Consider the following 16,328-nt stretch of genomic DNA (forward strand, 5'->3'; position numbering starts at 1 on the left):
CTTGATTTCATTGAGCTTATTAAGCGCTTCGTAACGTGAGGCCGCTAGGGCCAGAAATTCTTCCTTGCTCATCTTAATTGGCTTTGTACTCAAGATAAGCCTTTTTCAAATTGTCTGCGACAATTTGAATTACACCCTTTGAAAAAGCAATGACTGAAGCACTAAAGGATATAGGTTCGGCTGCTTATCAAGCACTTAAAAATAAGGTGCCCGATCTCGATTCTAGGGCAATCCTGTCTCAGGTTCAATTTTGTATCAAAGAGAATTGTATCAACAAAGGTGAGTATTTTGTGGCGGATTTGGTTTTGGTAAAAGAGGTTGATGATGGATTCGGAGGGAAAGTTTTAGATGTAGTCATCGTTGACACAAAGCTTTCGGCTACGACTAACTTAACACCAAATCAAAAGGTTGCTGATGGGTTGGGGGCGCTGAAAATTAAGTCATTCTCAGGGAGTTCAATTAATGGCCGCACCATACCTGAGGATTTTTCTTCTGGCAATACAGTTGTAAAAAACGGAAAAATCCTAAAAATGTACAATGATAGTTCTGGCAGTGTTGAGGTTAAATGATACTTCATCGAGAGAAGTTTTGTGCAAACAGTTTCGGCGAAACCCTTTAAAATAAGAGCTTCCAAAACACATTTGCACAAAACCCAACTCGGCGCGGTGGAATTTGCGGAAAGCCTAAAATGCTGTTTTTTTTAATAATTAATTTAATCCAATACACAAGGCTATTGGAAAAATAATTTCAAAATGTCGAAACAGACGATTTTAATGGAAAAGATTAGCTCTAGGCTTGTAAAAAGCCTAGAGCTTTCAAAATATGGATTCTTAGAACCTCAACTAGATTTAAAGGGGCTGAGAACTCAGTTTGTAAGAAAACATGTTGGCCGATCAGATGTATTCTTTATTAATCATGGAATACGGAAATATTCGCGTGAAGAAATTGGTTTTTTGCTTCACCCTAGCTATATATCCTTCGATGCTGTAAATCAAATTTTCATTGCTATTGGTGAAAGAATAAATCTAGAAGATCACTTAGGGAAAGTTCATCCAACAGTAGTAAATCACCCTTCCGCCAGTAAGAATGCGGAATTAATTCAATCATTAGCAAATGAAATCGTAGTAATTGATGATAGTATCATCGAGGAAAATTTTTTGAACGTTACTACTTCAATTAAGGCTTATTTAATAGACTACCTATTCCCTTTCTACGATAAAATTGAATCATTACAAAAAATCAATGAGGAAATAATAAATCAAACTACACAAGCAGAAGTAGGAAATTATCTTAATGGTGGATATGCACCTTGGATAAAGCTAATCATCATGAAACTATGCAAAAACCCAGGGTATGACGACTACAAAAATTGGCTAGAGGAAACTTTTGTAAGGCTATTGCCAACTAACCCGGCCATGTACGAACCCAAACAAAAAATTTACCAAGAACTAAAAGAATTTTTGGACAGTGGACAATACTTGAACCTCATTCAAAACATCGACTAAAACTACCAACAAACCACAACCATGAAAAACCTCTTTTACATCATCTTTCTCCTCCTTATCCAGCACCTGACCGCCCAAACCCCGCGCCAGGTGCTCGACCTCATTCCCGGCACCACCTCCACCTTCAATGACGCTCAAGACGAGCTCAAAATCGGCGTAGGCAACCGCGTACTCTTTGTCATCTACCGCCAATTCAAATACGAGCTCTGGTCATCCGATGGCAGTGAAGCGGGTACCACCATGCTGATGATCGGCAAAAATGGTGAAGACTACCCTGAGTTTTTGCCCTACGACAGCAAGCAAGTACTTTTTATAGCCGATCGCACCACTGGCAACCCTGGCCCCCGCCCAAGCGCTGAAGTTTGGATCACAGATGGCACCGCGGCCAATACCCGCAAGCTGTTCAGCAATACCAACCGGTTCATCCGCAAGCTGGTGGTACACCAGGGACAAATCTTTTACGTGAGTGCTTCGGCCACCGAGTTTTTTGACCAAACCGAACTATGGCGTTACAATCCCACTACGAGTGAAAACCAAATGCTCGCCCGCTACAAAGGCCCCAATGGCATCAAAGACCTCATAGCCTTTAATGACCAGTTGATCCTCCTGGCGCAAAGCAAAGACAGCACTTATCAACTCATCAAGTCGGATGGTACCGCCGGGGGCACTCAAGCCTACCATACCTTGAAGAACGACGGCGATCTGGGTGGTTCTCCTTTTTTAACGGCTACCAAACAGCAAGTGTTTTTCTTTTTCCGCTATACCAAACATGATGAACTCTACCGCACAGATGGCACTACTGCTGGCACCCTGCGCCTGGCTACCTACGAGACAATCAACTCAGGAGAAGTGTCGCGGCGCGAACGGGAATTTCTCGCTTGGAACAACCTTTTCTTTTATTCTGCCTGCGCCCTGGGTACCAGTTTTTGTGCCCAAGAGGATTTTTTTGTATCGGATGGTACGGTGGCCGGGACCAAACAACTCGATTTTAACGATCGCTCCAAAGAAGATGTCAATTACCTCACGCCTTACCGCAATCAGTTGTTCTTTCATCCAAACCAACCTCCTGGTGTGGCCACTACGGATGGCACTTTGGCAGGCACCCGATTTCCCATTGTAGACAACCGCAGCACCAATGCTATTTACGGTGGAGAATACCTTTGTGTATGGCAAGACTCATTATACTATCCGGGTTATCGTGCTGGTGGTGGCGATGAGTTATATCAATCGGATGGTACTGCTGCGGGTACACGTTTTATCGACTTACGCCCTGGCAGCAGCAGCAGCGAACCCGAGCAGTTGACCCCAGCGGGCAATCGCCTTTTTTTTACCGCCAATACCAGTGCCACTGGCCGGGAGCTGTGGGTATACGAAATGGTGAGCACCACTACAGGCATCCGCAATGCCGAGGCATTGCCTGCTGAGCTGCAGTTGTGGCCCAATCCGGCGAGTACTAATCTGGAACTACAGGTAAAAGCAGCAGTAGACTTGGCTCAAATCAGGGTGTATGACTTGCTGGGACGCACTCGATTTCAGACTCCAATAAGTGGACAGGTCATTTCAACTTCCATCGATGTGAGTACATGGCCCAAAGGAATATACTTACTAGAGCTTTTAGCTAAAAACGGAACCAGCAAAACGGAAAAATTTCTAATCCATTAACCCGGAGTGCTGTGTGTATTGGTCATTCCATTATCCCCTTCAATGCCTCCAAATTCACTTTTCGATCAAACACCGCCCTTACCAGAATAGCAAAGCCAAGTACCGCTTTACTTCGAATCATCCCTTCTTCCAGTTTAAGGTGCAGTTTATATTCTTCTCCTTCCAGGAAATACTGCTCGATGGTTTCCGCAATGGGGTCAATAATCCAGTATTCTTCCACGTTGTGGGCCGCATAATCCTGAAATTTGATGCCACGATCTCGATGTTCGGTACCTTCAGAGAGTACTTCCACGGCCAAATCCGGGGCAGGGTATTTCCAGTGGCCTTTTTTAAAATGAGCCGCTTTCTCTTGTTTAAAAAAAACAACGTCGGGTTCGTAGTCATTACGAGTAAGGGAGGTCATAACTTTTTCGTAGCCTACATAACCCAATTGATGAATATCTACATGAGTATCTAAAAGTTTGTAGAGCAACCCGGTTGCGTCTGTATGTTCTTTCTTCACAGGAGAATGTGCAATAACTTCACCGTTGATAAACTCTACTTTCATGTCGTCATCAATGTCTCGATAAAAATACTCACGACGTTTTTTCTCTTCTTCCAAAGCAGAAAACAGGCGATTGGCAAGAAGGGGTGCGTTGGGACTTTCCAGAATCGAAGCGATTTGTTGTTCTTCGGATGCCAAAACCATATCTTAATTTTTTAAGCAAAATACAGTTTTTTTTCTCAAGAAACAAGTTGACCAAGCTGATCCGAAGGCTAATGACGAGTTTCACAAAAACCGCTTCAGCGCATTCACCAGCCGATCCGGCAATTCCCCCTGCGAAGCCAACTTATAATCATTGTACGAACAGGGAATCAGCCGATGCCGCTGTTGTTGTTTACTCGTTTTGACCGGTACTTGTAGCCACCAGCGCCCGCTGCGTTGGCTTTTCCAAAAGGTAACCGTAAAATCCAGGGATTTTACTTCCACGATGTATTCGGTAAGGCCTTCGGTGCTGATTGGAAAATCTCCTTTGCGGTGGCTTAGTCCATCGAGGAAGTACCAGATCATTTGTGCCAGTACATTGGCGGTTTGGGCTTTGCGGTCCAGGGAGGCTTTGTAGCCAAAAATACCGAAAGACTTCACTTTTTCACTCATGCCACCGTAGCGGCAAAGTTGGCAAATTTCCTCAACGTTGAAACCACTGGGGCTGGCGTTTTCCTGTCCGGGGGCCTCACTTTGCTTGAGTACGGCCACCTGGCAACCCAATAAGTCGGCATCGCGGATAATGGGCTCTACTTCCGCCAAATTTGCCCGGGCAGTGCCCAACCGGATGTAATCGAAATGCAATTCATCCATTAAGCGGTAGGTGGCTGGCAGGGTGAAATGAGTTTGGCAACCAATAATGCCAAGGTGAAAAAGTTTGGATTTTTTTTGAAAAACAATCTCGTTGAAGAGGTCGGGTTGTTTGTTTTCAGTGGGCACACTGAGGCGAATGAATTCATCCAATGCCACCATGTTGATGTGCTGTAATTCGTGCTGTAAGCCCTTATACTGGATCTGTATCAAAGCAGGATCGCTACCAACGATGATGGGCAAAATATTGCTTTCGTGTAATTCAATCAGCACGGGCATGATGAACTCGGCAGTACATTTTCGAATGGTACCCAGGTCGGCGATGTGTAATCCTTCAAAGGGGAAACTCATGGTGTACAGCGCTTTGCGCAACGCGATGCCTTCCTTTTCGTTTAAACAAACCAAGGCAATTTGAACCCCATTTAAGTCAGGAAAATGAGTTTCCGTGTGGAGGTGGAGTTGTGATCCCAAATGGTCCGCGTCCAGATCGGGTAGGGATAAAGCAGTGAGGTTGACCGGGCTAAGCCAATTGTCGAGCATAAAACACAGTTGAAGAATTGATATACTAAGGACGGAAAGTTACAAAGGGATCACAGATAAGTGCATTTTAATGCGATAAAAAGTGACTTTTACAAAAAAATGAGTATAAATAAGAAAAATATCTGTTGTATGAACGTTTCAACAGATGAGAAACCTTGGTTAGCTATAAAATAAGCCCTATTTTTGGCCCTTGAGCAGAGTTTAGTCATTTTTTGGTTATTTTATACCTAAAATGCAGTACTCCTGCTGATTCGGCTCGTAAACCTTTCACAAAAAGTTTACCTTCGCACAACGTGGAGAGGTGAAAGCCGTATGTTTTTTCCAAATCATGATGCTCACCTTTGCCGTACTGCCTGGTTTCTTTCATTTGCTTTGGAACATTTTTACGCCGCTTAACGGTTGTATGGATCGTTATGGTAACAAATTCAAAAACCGATATAATCCCAATACTTAACTGATTTAATATCCAAAACCATGCAAAAACGTACTATGTTGTTGTTCCTCCTGATTTTCTGCACCGGATTGGTTTGGGGGCAGGATGCGATCGAATCTACGGAGGAAAAAGCAAAAACTGAAAAACCAGCCAAAGGAAGAGGTGATAAAGAGCCCAAAGAAAAGGCTGAGAAACCCGCAAAAGTTGAGCAAGAGAAACCCAAAACTTCAGGTTTGGCGATACCTAAGAACATGTTCGAAGTGGGGATAAATGGTGGTGCTGCAATCCTAGGCGGAGATGCCACTTTCAAACCTTCCTATGGCGTTGGTCTACACTTTCGTAAAGCCCTGGACTACGTTTTTTCATTGCGCGGCGATTTTTTGTACGCTGATCTGAAAGGAATGAACGATCCTAATACCAATGTCAATCGGGAGTATGAAACTACCTGGATGTCGGGAACACTTTATGCGGTAATGTCCTTGAACAGCTTGCGCTGGGACAAACCTGTACGGGGAACTAATCTTTATTTCATGGCTGGAGCGGGTTTGGATGGCTTTGAAGCCACCCGAATCGAAGATGGACTCGAGCCCAGAAATGAAGTGTTGAAAAAAGGATTTTTTCAGATCAACGAAGGCGCTCACTTAGCTATGGGAGCGGGAATCGCCTTCCGTCTGGGCAAAAAAGTCAACATTGCTTTAGAAGAACAAGCCATGATGGTGATGGGCAGTTATGCCGACCGAGTTGACAACATTGCTTCTGGAAAATCTACTTTCCGCGATGTTGTTTCTTTTACCAACCTCAGCATTAACTTCAACATCGGCAATGCTTCCAGCCAAACCGAACCGCTCTACTGGATCAACCCAATGGACGGGGTGTTGAACTCCATCGATGACAAAATCAACCAACGCACCACGGGCTTGATCAAGGATGAAGATGGTGACGGCGTTCTTGATGCCATCGACCAGGATCCCAACACGCCAGCCGGAGCTATGGTAGACACCAAAGGCCGTACCCTTGACTCTGACCGCGATGGCGTGCCGGATCACATCGATAAAGAACCTTTCTACATGCCGCAAGCCAATGAAAAAGTGGATGAAACTGGCGTTGTGATCAATCCACAAGCTGGAGGTCCTGGGCGCCCAGGTAACGGTAGTGGTGGGGTTACCGAAGAACGGGTCAAAGAATTGATTGATCAAGCTTTGCAGAATTACCAAATTGCTGACAATCGTTCCAGTGCAGCAGAATGGTTTTTACCGATGTTGCATTTCCCCAGTTCAACTGCCGTCATCAAATACTCTGATTATGGTAACCTGGCAGGGGTAGGTCGGATGATGAAAGCCAACCCGAATATCCGCCTGGTCGTTACCGGCTTTACGGATAGTACGGGCTCAGAAAGTGTCAACAACCAATTGTCCTTTGAGCGCGCCAAAAATGTCATCGAGCACCTGGTAAACAGCCACGGCATTACCCGCGGTCGCTTTGTATTGCAATGGAAAGGCTCTGCTGACAACTTGGTTCCAACCAGTTCCAGTTACATGAACCGTCGCGCTGAATTCCGCATTGCGGGCCCTGGCGATGTTGAGCAAGAAGCTCCTGCTCCGAAAGAAGGAGGATATTAATAGTGAAAAGTGAAAAGTGGATAATGAAAAAAGCCTCACGTGGATTAACTCCGCGTGAGGCTTTTTTCATTATTCAGGGTGATCCTGTGAATACCCTAACTTAACGAATTACTTGTATTTTCTTTTGAATCTGTTCACCACTTGAGGTAATCATGTTGACAACATATGATCCAATCATTACATTACTCAGATCAATAATGGAATAGTCATTATTGATTGTTTTGAACAAGACCTGTTTCCCATCTGAAAGATTTATTATTGAAACGGAAGCCAAACTAATGTCTTTATTAGCGGTACTCAAAAACAATTCATCACTCACGGGATTAGGGTAAAGTGTAATGTCACTGGTGTTAATACTCCACAGCAATAAAAATAAGAGAATCGAAGTTTGTACGATCTTTTTCATCACGATTGAATTTATATGGTTTAATAATGAAAATTTTAGCCATACTTCCAGCACTTTACTTTTGAGATTAAGTATAGCCCGTCTCTTGGAATCATCTGTTTCTCCGCATACTATTTTTAATTGGGCGCATCTTGGTATAAGTTACTGCGATAGCTTACTTCTAAAGTCTCAACTCATGTACTCTGAACTCTCCACTTATCAAACAATTAAAAACAGCTTAATAACTTGATTGTCAACTTATCTCAAGTTTAATAACAATGTAATTAATAGGAAGTTTTAGAATGTTGCGCGCAGTATAAAACAGAATATTTGTCGAATGTCAGCTAGATTGCATAGATTACTTTTAAAATATGGACATAAAAAAAGGGGGCTGAACAAAGTTCAACCCCCACATCGGATTAGTATGAAATAAATAAAAAACGGATTAATTGTTGGGCAGACACAGCTTGTTGGCGATCAATTCACCTTGTGGAATTGGCCAAATGTAATCAGGCTGTGTAGGCAGGATTGTTGCTACGTTGGCCTTTCCAGGAATCGGCAGCAGCAAACGAGTACAATCCAAAGAGCGCAAACCTTCACCCAAAAACTCCATGCGACGCTCCAACAATAAGGCGCTGATGAATGCATTGGTGTCGGCAAAATCGGCAGCAGTAAAGGTTTTGCTGGCATCGGAACGGGTGCGAATCGCATTCAATAAGGCGATTGCGCGATCGTTGACACCACTGGTGCGCGCAATGGCCTCAGCAGCGTTCAGCAATACTTCTGCATAACGGATCACCGGAGCATAATCCAGGTGCTGCGGACCCAATGGGAATTTGCTCAGGTAGGTTTTGGTACCCACTGTTGTGGTAAACTTCTTCCGGGCATCGCCAGCATTGAAAGCAGCATTGTTGATGATACCAGCTGCAGTTAGATTCAAAGAGAAATCACCAATACCCCGTGGACCTGGGTTGTAGTAGCTACCCAAACCATTCTGGGTACCAGGCAGGTCATTCTCGGTGAAAGGAATCGAGAAAATGCTCTCCGTAGTGGTATGTGGTGGTCCAAATGTTTTGGCAATATCAGCTTGCAACTCATGGGCTACACCACTAGCCGCTTTGAAAGGAGCTGCAGCAGGTACCAGTTTGTTGGCCTCTGTGATGACATCGCTGTAACGCTGCATGGAGAGATAAACCCGTGTTTTGACCGCAATCGCCGTGTTTTTGTGTGCACGGGTCGTGTTCAACAAAGCACTGGAGTAGTTGGCTGGCAAGTTCGTTTCAGAAAAGTTCAGATCTTCAAGAATCTGAGCGTAGGTTTCAGCTACCGTAGCACGCGCCAAATCATTGCCACCATCCGATTTTTCTCCTTTCAAACGCAGTGGAACACCCAACTTGGAACCGTTGCCATCTGCAAATGGGCGGCTGTACAAGGTCAGTAAGGTATAATAGCACAAGCCGCGAATGAAACGCGCTTCGGCAATGTAGTTGTTGGCCAAGGCATCGTTGCCCAATATGGCTTTGTTGGCTTCAACCCCTTCAATGAAAAGGTTGCAGTTGTTGATGGTAAAATAAACCTGGTTCCAGAGGTTGTTTACCTCGTTGGCACTGGCTACCAGGGTGTGGTTCCAGGTCTGGAAACCCGTTACCCCGTTGGTCGTTTCGTTCAGGAACTCCTCGCCACGGATATCGTGGTACACCTGGAAACGGCCACCGTATACCTGACCACTCTGGATGTTGTTGTACAGGCCATTGACCTGGTTCAGAATACGGGCTGGTGTAGCAAACGCAGACGCATCACTGATGGTAGTAATGGGAACTGGGTTGAGGAATTCTTCAGAATTACAGCCCGAAAAAATGAAGGTTCCGCCGATGAAGGCCAGCGCAATCCCTGTTTTTTGAATAAACTTTATCGTGTTGTTCATGATTGTCCTTTAATTTTTGAAATCCCTAAATTAGAAACCAACATTCAAACCTACAGAAACCGTACGAGCCATCGGAACCGAGTTGCGGTCTACCCCAGGAGCGCCGTTGCTATTGCCGTTGGTAGATACTTCTGGGTCGGTACCTGTGTACTGGGTAAACAAGAACGCGTTGTTCACTGTACCATACACTCGCACATTGCTTACATTGATTTTGCTGGTCAAATTTTTAGGGAGGGTGTAACCAAGGGTAATGTTGCGAATCCGCATGAAGTCACCTTTCTCTACGTTTTCGGAGATCGGGAAGGCTGAACCATTGGAAACGTTGTCACCCAATACAGGACGAGGGATATTGGTCACATCGCCGTCTTTTTGCCAACGAGTCAGTACTTCAACTTGGTTGTTCCAGAAACGTTGGTCGCGCAAGCCCGCTTTGGTGCCGTTGTAAACGTAGTTGCCACCAGAGTATTGCAATTGAACATTGAAGTCAATGCCATAGAATCTAAAGGTGTTGTCCCATGCGCCGAAGAAAGTAGGCAACACTGGGCCAAAAATTTTACCGTCAGCAGCAACAGTTACCGCAGGAGCAGTTGCACCAGTGCCTTGAACCGTCCAACGCGATTGACCACTTGGTACCACGTGGCTGTAGAGAATTCTTTCCCCCTTGGCGTTGATGAATACCCGGCGACCAGTAGCAGGATCAACCCCGTCCGTAGGTACAACGTACAAACTACCAATGGACTGACCTACGCGGGTAATATTGGCACTTTCCAAACCAGCAGTTGCAGTGAAAATATCGGTATTACCAGCAGCCAGTGCAGTTACTTCATTTTGCATGAAGGCAATGTTGAAGTTGGAAGTCCAGCTGAATTTCGCTTTTTTCAGAATAGTACCTGTTAGGCCAAATTCCCAACCGGTGTTCCGCATGGAACCGATGTTGGTTTGAATCGAGTTGCCAGGGATACCTTTGGAAGGTGCCTGTGGTGAGTTCAGGATCAGCCCATCGATGTCATTCTGGAAATAAGTGATTTCACCCGTCAGGCGGTCTTCCAGCAAGCCAAAGTTGATCCCAATGTCAGTCTTGCGGCTGGTTTCCCAGGAAAGGTTGGTGTTGCCAGCCTGGGCAAAACCAGTGGTCGGGTTGGTGCCATATAAACCTGAGCCATAGATGGACAATGAAGCGAAGTCACCAATGCCATTGTTGTTGCCCACTTCGCCGTAGCTACCGCGGATACGGAAGAAGTTGATGGCATTGCCCAATGAATTTTTCCAGAAGTCCAGTTCAGAAAGCGTCAAACCCGCTGAAGTTCCCCAGAAAATACCCGCTTTTTTGCCTGGAGCAAAAGCAGAATATTCATCCTGGCGCAAATTGGCCGTCATCAGGAATATTTTTTTGAAATCGTAGTTCAAACGACCAAAGTAAGACAGCAGGTAGTTTTCACCCTGACCATTGCCCGCAGGTACAATCGTAGTAAAGTTTCCTTGGTAAGTAGTAAAGAATGGGTCACCAATCACCGTACGTTGGGCACCCCAACTTGCTGAAGTGGTACGCTGTTGTTCGTTACCCACCAGCAAAGAGAAGTTGTGCTTATCGGCCAGAGAGAAATCGTAAGTCAGCAAATGCTGCCAGTTCCAGCGCTCGAGGCTATTGACCGTGTTGGTTGCAGCACCATTGGTGCCAAAGCCATCGCCGTGAACAGGAGATTGGAAAGAAATATTCTCCAAACTAAGTTGATCAACACCATATTGAGTGCGGTACGTCAAACCTTTGAAAAGGTTAACATCCACAAAAACAGCAGCTTGAAGTTGTTTCGCTTCGGAAGTAAAGCTGTTCAAGTCGATGATTGGAACCGGGTTGACGAAACCTACCTGCTGCAAGTTGCGGTAACGGCCAGGCTGGTTGTTGGAAGCAATATTGTAAGAGCCATCGGCATTGTAAGCAGGAATATTGGGCGCAGTGACCAATGGAATACGGCCAAGACCAGAAGTGCCGAAAGCCTGGCCAGGTAGAGAACCAGTACTTGGGGCAGCATTAAAGTTGGTCGTATAGCCCATGTTTGTGCCAATTTTCACTTTTTTGCCCAATTTGTGATCCAGGCTCAAACGACCCGAAAGGCGTTCAAAGGTATTGCTGACAATCATCCCTTCTTGGTTGGAATAACCCAGAGAGAGGAAATAGGTAGTTCCTGCATTGCCCCCAGAAAAGCTCAAACCGTGGTTGTGGGACAAGCCCGTTTGTAGGATCTAGTCATACCAGTCGGTATCCACTGTTTGACCATTGATGGTTTCCAAGAAAAATTGATCAGGAAGATTTGCGTTGCGTGCCGCTTCATTCTTGTAGCCGACATATTCTTCAGCGTTCAAAAGGTCGAAGCGTCTGGCCGCACTGGTCCAACCAGCCCAACCATCATAGCTGATTTTGGTTTTGCCTTCTTTACCCCGTTTGGTGGTAATCAACACAACCCCCGCACTGGCCCGAGAACCGTAGATGGCAGCAGCTGCTGCATCTTTCAGGATTTCGATGCTCTCAATGTCATTCGGATTGATGTTGGACAACACGTTGTTGGCTGCATTGTTTCCCCCGTCTCCAGTAAAAGTGGGCACCCCATCCAAAACAATCAGCGGGAAAGAACTCAGGTTGATCGAGTTGATTCCCCGGATGCGGAATACAGGTGGGTTGTTGAGTACCCCGTTGGGCAAACTTACGTTGACCCCGGCAGCACGGCCTTGCAGCGCCTGATCAAAACTTTGTACGGGTGAAGCGGCCAGATCCGAACCCTTGATCGAAGAGATGGTTCCGGTAATGTCACGTCTTTGTTGCGTGCCATAACCAACCACGACTACTTCGTTGATGTTGACACCAGCTTCTAGTTCAACATCCACTACGTTAGACGTACCAAGCTCAATTTCACGGGAAGTGTACCCCGTATAACTGATGACTAATGTTGTGGAATTGGCAGGTGCGGACACGGAATAGGTACCATCGACATCTGTCACGGTACCTGCCGAGGTACCTTTGACGAAGACGGAGGCGCCGATGAGCGCCTCTTTGCTGCTTTGGTCAACCACCTTTCCGGTGATGGTGCGCTGAGCCAGCAAAGTTGCTAGGCTGCCCAGCAGCAGCATGAGCACTAGTGAGAGTTTTTTCATACAAAACAAATTTTGAGCAAAAAAAGCAATGTTATTGATACGAAGTGAATAAACGCATTGTGTTATTTTGTCGGCAATCGGGCAAAGAAGTAGTATTGAGTTTACAATATCTTATCTTTGCATTTGTAAACCTTATTAAGGCTGAGCTTGTTCTTTGAACAGTTTCAGATAAGGAGTATTTTCCTGAAAATGTCCGTCAAATGGCGAAAATTGGGGAGGAGTTGTTGTACATGGAAATAAAGGGAAAAAGCTTGGTTCGACAAGCAGAGGCACTGATTCCAACCCCATGGGGGAATTTTCGGATGGCAGCTTATGCCGAAAGCCCCGAAGATTGGATGCCTCATTTGGCACTCATTAGTGAAAATTGCAACCTCAATGAGCCTGTCCTTACTCGCTTGCATTCGGAATGCCTCACTGGAGATTTGTTCGGCTCCAAACGTTGTGATTGTGGCGAACAATTGGCTTATGCTTTGTATAAGGTCGCCCAAGAAGGAGGGATGCTGCTTTACCTGCGCCAGGAAGGCCGGGGTATTGGCCTCATCAACAAACTCAAAGCCTACAACCTGCAAGACATGGGCTTCAATACCATTGATGCCAACATTCATCTAGGCTTTGAAGCAGATGCCCGCGATTATGGGATTGCCATTGAAATGCTGGAAGACTTGGGGGTAAGTGAAATCAAATTGTTGACCAATAATCCGGATAAAATTGAGGCCTTTGAACATACCTCAGTCAAAGTAATCAACCGGATTCCCATCATCATCGAACCCAATCCCGACAACCGGGAATACCTGCGGGTTAAGCAGGAATTTATGGGGCATTTGTTGGGGTAACCCTACGTGGTTACCCAATTATTAGGGCGACCACGTAGGGTCGCCCCAACCACCAGGCGACCAAGTAGGGTCGCCCCAACTTCAATCCACCATGCGTGCCATTCAATTCCATCAATTTGGTTCAGCCGAAGAACTCTACCTAGGTAATTTTCCCACCCCTGAACCCACTGCGCATCAAATCCGCATCAAGGTCAAAGCTACTGCTTTGAACCGCGCTGACCTCTTGCAACGTGAAGGAAAGTATCCGCCACCGCCAGGTGAAAGTACCATCATGGGCCTGGAAATTGCCGGAGAGGTGGAGCAACTCGGTGAAAAAGTGACCAAATGGAAATTGGGAGATCGGGTCTGTGGGCTCTTGGCAGGTGGAGGTTATGCCGAATACGCCATCATCCACGAAGATGTGGCCATGGCAATCCCTGAAAACCTGGACTTTTTGGCTGCTGCCGCCATTCCTGAAGCGTTTTTAACGGCCTTTCAGGCTTTGGTTTGGATTGCCAAGCTCAAGGCTGGCGAGTCCTTATTGATTCACGCAGGGGCAAGTGGAGTGGGCACCGCAGCGCTACAATTGGCTCGTTTGATCGGAGCCAAAACGTTTGTAACAGCGTCGGCAGAAAAACATGCCCTTTGCCTGGCTTTGGGTGCTGAGCAGTGTATTGATTACAAAACGCAAGACTTTGCGGAATGTATCCAGGAATGGACCCAGGGTAGGGGAGTTGACGTGGTACTGGATTTCTTAGGTGCTTCCTATTTGGAGCGCAACCTCAAATCCTTAGGCATGGATGGTCGGATGGTGATGCTGGCCCTCATGGGTGGTGCACAAGCAGCAGGGATCAATTTAGGCACGGTGTTGATGAAACGCCTGAGTATTCATGGCTCAACGCTGCGTGCGCGGACATTGGCCTATAAAACGGAATTGACTCAGGCTTTTATGGAATTGACTTGGGCTCACTTTGCAAGTGGTTCTTTATTTCCCGTGGTGGATAAAGTTTTCTCTTGGGAGGAGGTGGTTCAAGCCCATTTGTACATGGAAGGAAATCGGAACCAAGGGAAAATTGTGCTAAGCGTGGCTTAATTTATTTTGGGAAAACAGGCAAGCTCAATTTCCACTTGTGCTGACTTTGGCACAACTCCTGGAAGTAGTCCCAATCCAGAAAATGCGCTTCTGCGCACATCTCGGCCAGTTGCCGGTAGGAGGTGAACATCTGGATTTGGTGAATGGACTCCTGGGCTACAAACTTTTTCAAACGCTGCAATGGACGGCTTTTTTGCACATCCCGAATGTAGATAGCCGCTACTCGCCCAGGGTAACGTTGGTCAATTTCATGGTAGATGTAAGGATCTTTCTCCGCATTGTCGCCAATCAAAATGAAGCGCTTCTCCGGGTAGGTATCAAAAATGCGCACAATGCTTTCCATCTTGTGCTCCATATCCTTGCGGCTGTGTACTTTGTACGGAAAGCCTATATCCCGTAGCAAAACGGGCGCTTTGGGCATGGAATGCACTTTGAGGTAACCCACAACCATGTCATAAATGTTGCGCGGACTATTGGAAACATAAAAAAGGGGCAAAAAACCCTGATCATCATAGCCCCGGCGCAGCGCCCGAAAAAAAGCGGCAACTTCATCAAACAATTTGCGCCGATGGATGCTTTTGAACAAGGTATTGTAAAAAGCCCGCCACTTGAACAAACTGGCTACACCCGTCTCTATGACTGTATCATCCAAATCAGAAATGATGCCCAGCGTTGTTTCTTCGGGAGGGAACATCACTGTAGTACTGGTTTCTAAGTTCAACTCAGCTGTCCAGGGCGTTTTGAGCAAGGTAATGTGGACGTTTTGCCAAGGTTCATCGCTGCTGAGTTCTAAAGGTGGATCAAGCGGCACACTCAAGGTAAAATACCCTTCACGATCGGTGGTTAAATCAAATTGATGGTCTTCAATACTCACCCGTAGCACCGCATTGGGTATTTCGTCGCTTTCAAATCGGTGGTAGGAATTGATCAGGTTTTGTAAAACGGTATTGATTGGACTGTTGCTGAGGCGTTTTTTGACCAAAACCCGACCTTGCAAAAAAAGAAAATCTCGCCTACCAAAACCACGATAAGTTGCGATTTTTACGGGCAAATCTTTGCCTCCTCCACTGACCTTGACCAAGGCAAACCTTAGGTCATCAATGAAGTGATCCAAACGACGCAGTAGATTGATTACAATGGTTTTCAGCGAAGGCATCTAAAATGCAGTTTTCTTCGTTCAAAATTCGCAGAAACTTCCGATTTTTTCGCCGTAAAAACGAATAAACATGAGAAAATACTACTTGTTGCTTTTCTGGGGCTTGGCTTTTTTACAACCGTTACAGGCCCAAGACACAGAAAAACCGATGCTTGAAGCGAGCTTGGCTGAGGTTTCCAGCATCGATGCCATCATCAAGACCCTTTATGAGGTCATCTCCGGCCCTTCTGGTCAGCGCCGCAATTGGAACAAGTTTCGTTCGCTCTTTCGTCCCGAAGCTCGCCTGAATGCAGTGGGTAAAGACCTCAATGGCAAAGCCAAATTAACGACTATGACCCAGGAGGACTACATTCGCAATGTAGGGCCAATGTTTGATGAAAAAGGGTTTTTTGAAAAAGAAATTGGCCGTTCGCAGGAAAAGTATGGCAACATGGTGCACGTGTTTAGTGCTTATGAAACCAGATTCACGGCGGCAAATGGAAAAGTAGAAGCCCGGGGCATCAACAGCATCCAACTGGTGCAAAAAGATGGGCGTTTTTGGATCTTGAACATCATGTGGAATCCGGAATCGTCGGATAATCCGATTCCAGAGAAATATACGAAAAAACCGTAGGGGCACCCCTATGTGGGCGCCCTAATATCGGGCATCGGCCAGGTGCCCATATCGTTGTGCGGGCATCAGGATACCGCACGCATGTGTGCGATATCCTGATGGG

General features: G+C 46.0%; 14 protein-coding genes. 7 read left to right on the forward strand and 7 right to left on the reverse strand.

The window, feature by feature from the left end; all coding sequences use genetic code 11:
- Positions 1 to 149: 149 nt before the first annotated feature.
- The 3 genes from ACEW9O_RS04995 to ACEW9O_RS05005 all read left to right on the forward strand — a co-directional run bounded on the left by ACEW9O_RS04995 (position 150) and on the right by ACEW9O_RS05005 (position 3,167).
- Complete coding sequence (locus ACEW9O_RS04995; protein ID WP_373549033.1) at positions 150 to 569, forward strand: hypothetical protein; 420 nt, start codon at positions 150 to 152, stop codon at positions 567 to 569.
- A 183-nt stretch (positions 570 to 752) separates the two neighbouring features.
- Entirely contained in the window at positions 753 to 1,505 is a 753-nt protein-coding gene (locus tag ACEW9O_RS05000) for a hypothetical protein (RefSeq protein WP_373549034.1), read from the forward strand.
- A gap of 21 nt (positions 1,506 to 1,526) precedes the next feature.
- On the forward strand, positions 1,527 to 3,167 hold the full coding sequence (locus ACEW9O_RS05005; protein WP_373549035.1) for a T9SS type A sorting domain-containing protein: 1,641 nt from the start codon (positions 1,527 to 1,529) through the stop codon (positions 3,165 to 3,167).
- 22 nt (positions 3,168 to 3,189) lie between these two features.
- Here ACEW9O_RS05005 and ACEW9O_RS05010 read toward each other — a convergent pair whose 3' ends face one another.
- Both ACEW9O_RS05010 and ACEW9O_RS05015 read right to left on the reverse strand, forming a co-directional pair.
- Positions 3,190 to 3,855, reverse strand: a complete 666-nt coding sequence (locus ACEW9O_RS05010; protein WP_373549036.1) for a Uma2 family endonuclease — start codon at positions 3,853 to 3,855, stop codon at positions 3,190 to 3,192.
- Positions 3,856 to 3,936: 81 nt separating this feature from the next.
- Entirely contained in the window at positions 3,937 to 5,043 is a 1,107-nt protein-coding gene (locus ACEW9O_RS05015; protein ID WP_373549037.1) for a hypothetical protein, read from the reverse strand.
- A 474-nt stretch (positions 5,044 to 5,517) separates the two neighbouring features.
- On the opposite strand from ACEW9O_RS05015, the gene ACEW9O_RS05020 reads away from it, so the two are divergent.
- Positions 5,518 to 7,095, forward strand: a complete 1,578-nt coding sequence (locus ACEW9O_RS05020; RefSeq protein ID WP_373549038.1) for an OmpA family protein — start codon at positions 5,518 to 5,520, stop codon at positions 7,093 to 7,095.
- Between the two features lie 100 nt (positions 7,096 to 7,195).
- Here the strand turns inward: ACEW9O_RS05020 and ACEW9O_RS05025 are convergent, their stop codons facing one another.
- From ACEW9O_RS05025 to ACEW9O_RS05040, 4 genes are all read right to left on the reverse strand, one after another.
- Positions 7,196 to 7,501 (reverse strand): T9SS type A sorting domain-containing protein, encoded by a 306-nt coding sequence (locus ACEW9O_RS05025; RefSeq protein WP_373549039.1) that lies wholly within the window; start codon positions 7,499 to 7,501, stop codon positions 7,196 to 7,198.
- Between the two features lie 424 nt (positions 7,502 to 7,925).
- The gene (locus ACEW9O_RS05030; RefSeq protein ID WP_373549040.1) at positions 7,926 to 9,404 is read right to left on the reverse strand and encodes a RagB/SusD family nutrient uptake outer membrane protein; all 1,479 of its coding nucleotides are present in this window, start codon (positions 9,402 to 9,404) and stop codon (positions 7,926 to 7,928) included.
- A gap of 30 nt (positions 9,405 to 9,434) precedes the next feature.
- Positions 9,435 to 11,630, reverse strand: a complete 2,196-nt coding sequence (locus ACEW9O_RS05035; RefSeq protein ID WP_373549041.1) for a SusC/RagA family TonB-linked outer membrane protein — start codon at positions 11,628 to 11,630, stop codon at positions 9,435 to 9,437.
- 15 nt (positions 11,631 to 11,645) lie between these two features.
- The gene (locus tag ACEW9O_RS05040) at positions 11,646 to 12,551 is read right to left on the reverse strand and encodes a TonB-dependent receptor plug domain-containing protein (protein WP_373549042.1); all 906 of its coding nucleotides are present in this window, start codon (positions 12,549 to 12,551) and stop codon (positions 11,646 to 11,648) included.
- 200 nt (positions 12,552 to 12,751) lie between these two features.
- On the opposite strand from ACEW9O_RS05040, the gene ribA reads away from it, so the two are divergent.
- On the forward strand, positions 12,752 to 13,384 hold the full coding sequence (gene ribA / locus ACEW9O_RS05045; RefSeq protein ID WP_373549043.1) for a GTP cyclohydrolase II: 633 nt from the start codon (positions 12,752 to 12,754) through the stop codon (positions 13,382 to 13,384).
- 91 nt (positions 13,385 to 13,475) lie between these two features.
- The gene (locus tag ACEW9O_RS05050) at positions 13,476 to 14,456 is read left to right on the forward strand and encodes an NAD(P)H-quinone oxidoreductase (protein WP_373549044.1); all 981 of its coding nucleotides are present in this window, start codon (positions 13,476 to 13,478) and stop codon (positions 14,454 to 14,456) included.
- Between the two features lies 1 nt (position 14,457).
- Here the strand turns inward: ACEW9O_RS05050 and ACEW9O_RS05055 are convergent, their stop codons facing one another.
- Entirely contained in the window at positions 14,458 to 15,612 is a 1,155-nt protein-coding gene (locus tag ACEW9O_RS05055) for an App1 family protein (RefSeq protein ID WP_373549045.1), read from the reverse strand.
- Positions 15,613 to 15,682: 70 nt separating this feature from the next.
- Here ACEW9O_RS05055 and ACEW9O_RS05060 point away from each other — a divergent pair, with 70 nt between their 5' ends.
- The gene (locus ACEW9O_RS05060) at positions 15,683 to 16,225 is read left to right on the forward strand and encodes a hypothetical protein (protein ID WP_373549046.1); all 543 of its coding nucleotides are present in this window, start codon (positions 15,683 to 15,685) and stop codon (positions 16,223 to 16,225) included.
- Positions 16,226 to 16,328: the final 103 nt, after the last annotated feature.

The sequence above is a fragment of the Haliscomenobacter sp. genome (assembly GCF_041740695.1).
Classification (GTDB): domain Bacteria; phylum Bacteroidota; class Bacteroidia; order Chitinophagales; family Saprospiraceae; genus Haliscomenobacter.

Coding starts and splice junctions, on each gene's coding strand:
- ACEW9O_RS05005 (WP_373549035.1), top strand. CDS start 1,527: ATGAAAAACCTCTTTTACATCATCTTTCTCCTCCTTATCCAGCACCTG.
- ACEW9O_RS05055 (WP_373549045.1), bottom strand. CDS start 15,612: ATGCCTTCGCTGAAAACCATTGTAATCAATCTACTGCGTCGTTTGGAT.
- ACEW9O_RS04995 (WP_373549033.1), top strand. CDS start 150: ATGACTGAAGCACTAAAGGATATAGGTTCGGCTGCTTATCAAGCACTT.
- ACEW9O_RS05015 (WP_373549037.1), bottom strand. CDS start 5,043: ATGCTCGACAATTGGCTTAGCCCGGTCAACCTCACTGCTTTATCCCTA.
- ACEW9O_RS05050 (WP_373549044.1), top strand. CDS start 13,476: ATGCGTGCCATTCAATTCCATCAATTTGGTTCAGCCGAAGAACTCTAC.
- ACEW9O_RS05025 (WP_373549039.1), bottom strand. CDS start 7,501: ATGAAAAAGATCGTACAAACTTCGATTCTCTTATTTTTATTGCTGTGG.
- ACEW9O_RS05020 (WP_373549038.1), top strand. CDS start 5,518: ATGCAAAAACGTACTATGTTGTTGTTCCTCCTGATTTTCTGCACCGGA.
- ACEW9O_RS05000 (WP_373549034.1), top strand. CDS start 753: ATGTCGAAACAGACGATTTTAATGGAAAAGATTAGCTCTAGGCTTGTA.
- ribA (WP_373549043.1), top strand. CDS start 12,752: ATGGCGAAAATTGGGGAGGAGTTGTTGTACATGGAAATAAAGGGAAAA.
- ACEW9O_RS05010 (WP_373549036.1), bottom strand. CDS start 3,855: ATGGTTTTGGCATCCGAAGAACAACAAATCGCTTCGATTCTGGAAAGT.
- ACEW9O_RS05040 (WP_373549042.1), bottom strand. CDS start 12,551: ATGAAAAAACTCTCACTAGTGCTCATGCTGCTGCTGGGCAGCCTAGCA.
- ACEW9O_RS05060 (WP_373549046.1), top strand. CDS start 15,683: ATGAGAAAATACTACTTGTTGCTTTTCTGGGGCTTGGCTTTTTTACAA.
- ACEW9O_RS05030 (WP_373549040.1), bottom strand. CDS start 9,404: ATGAACAACACGATAAAGTTTATTCAAAAAACAGGGATTGCGCTGGCC.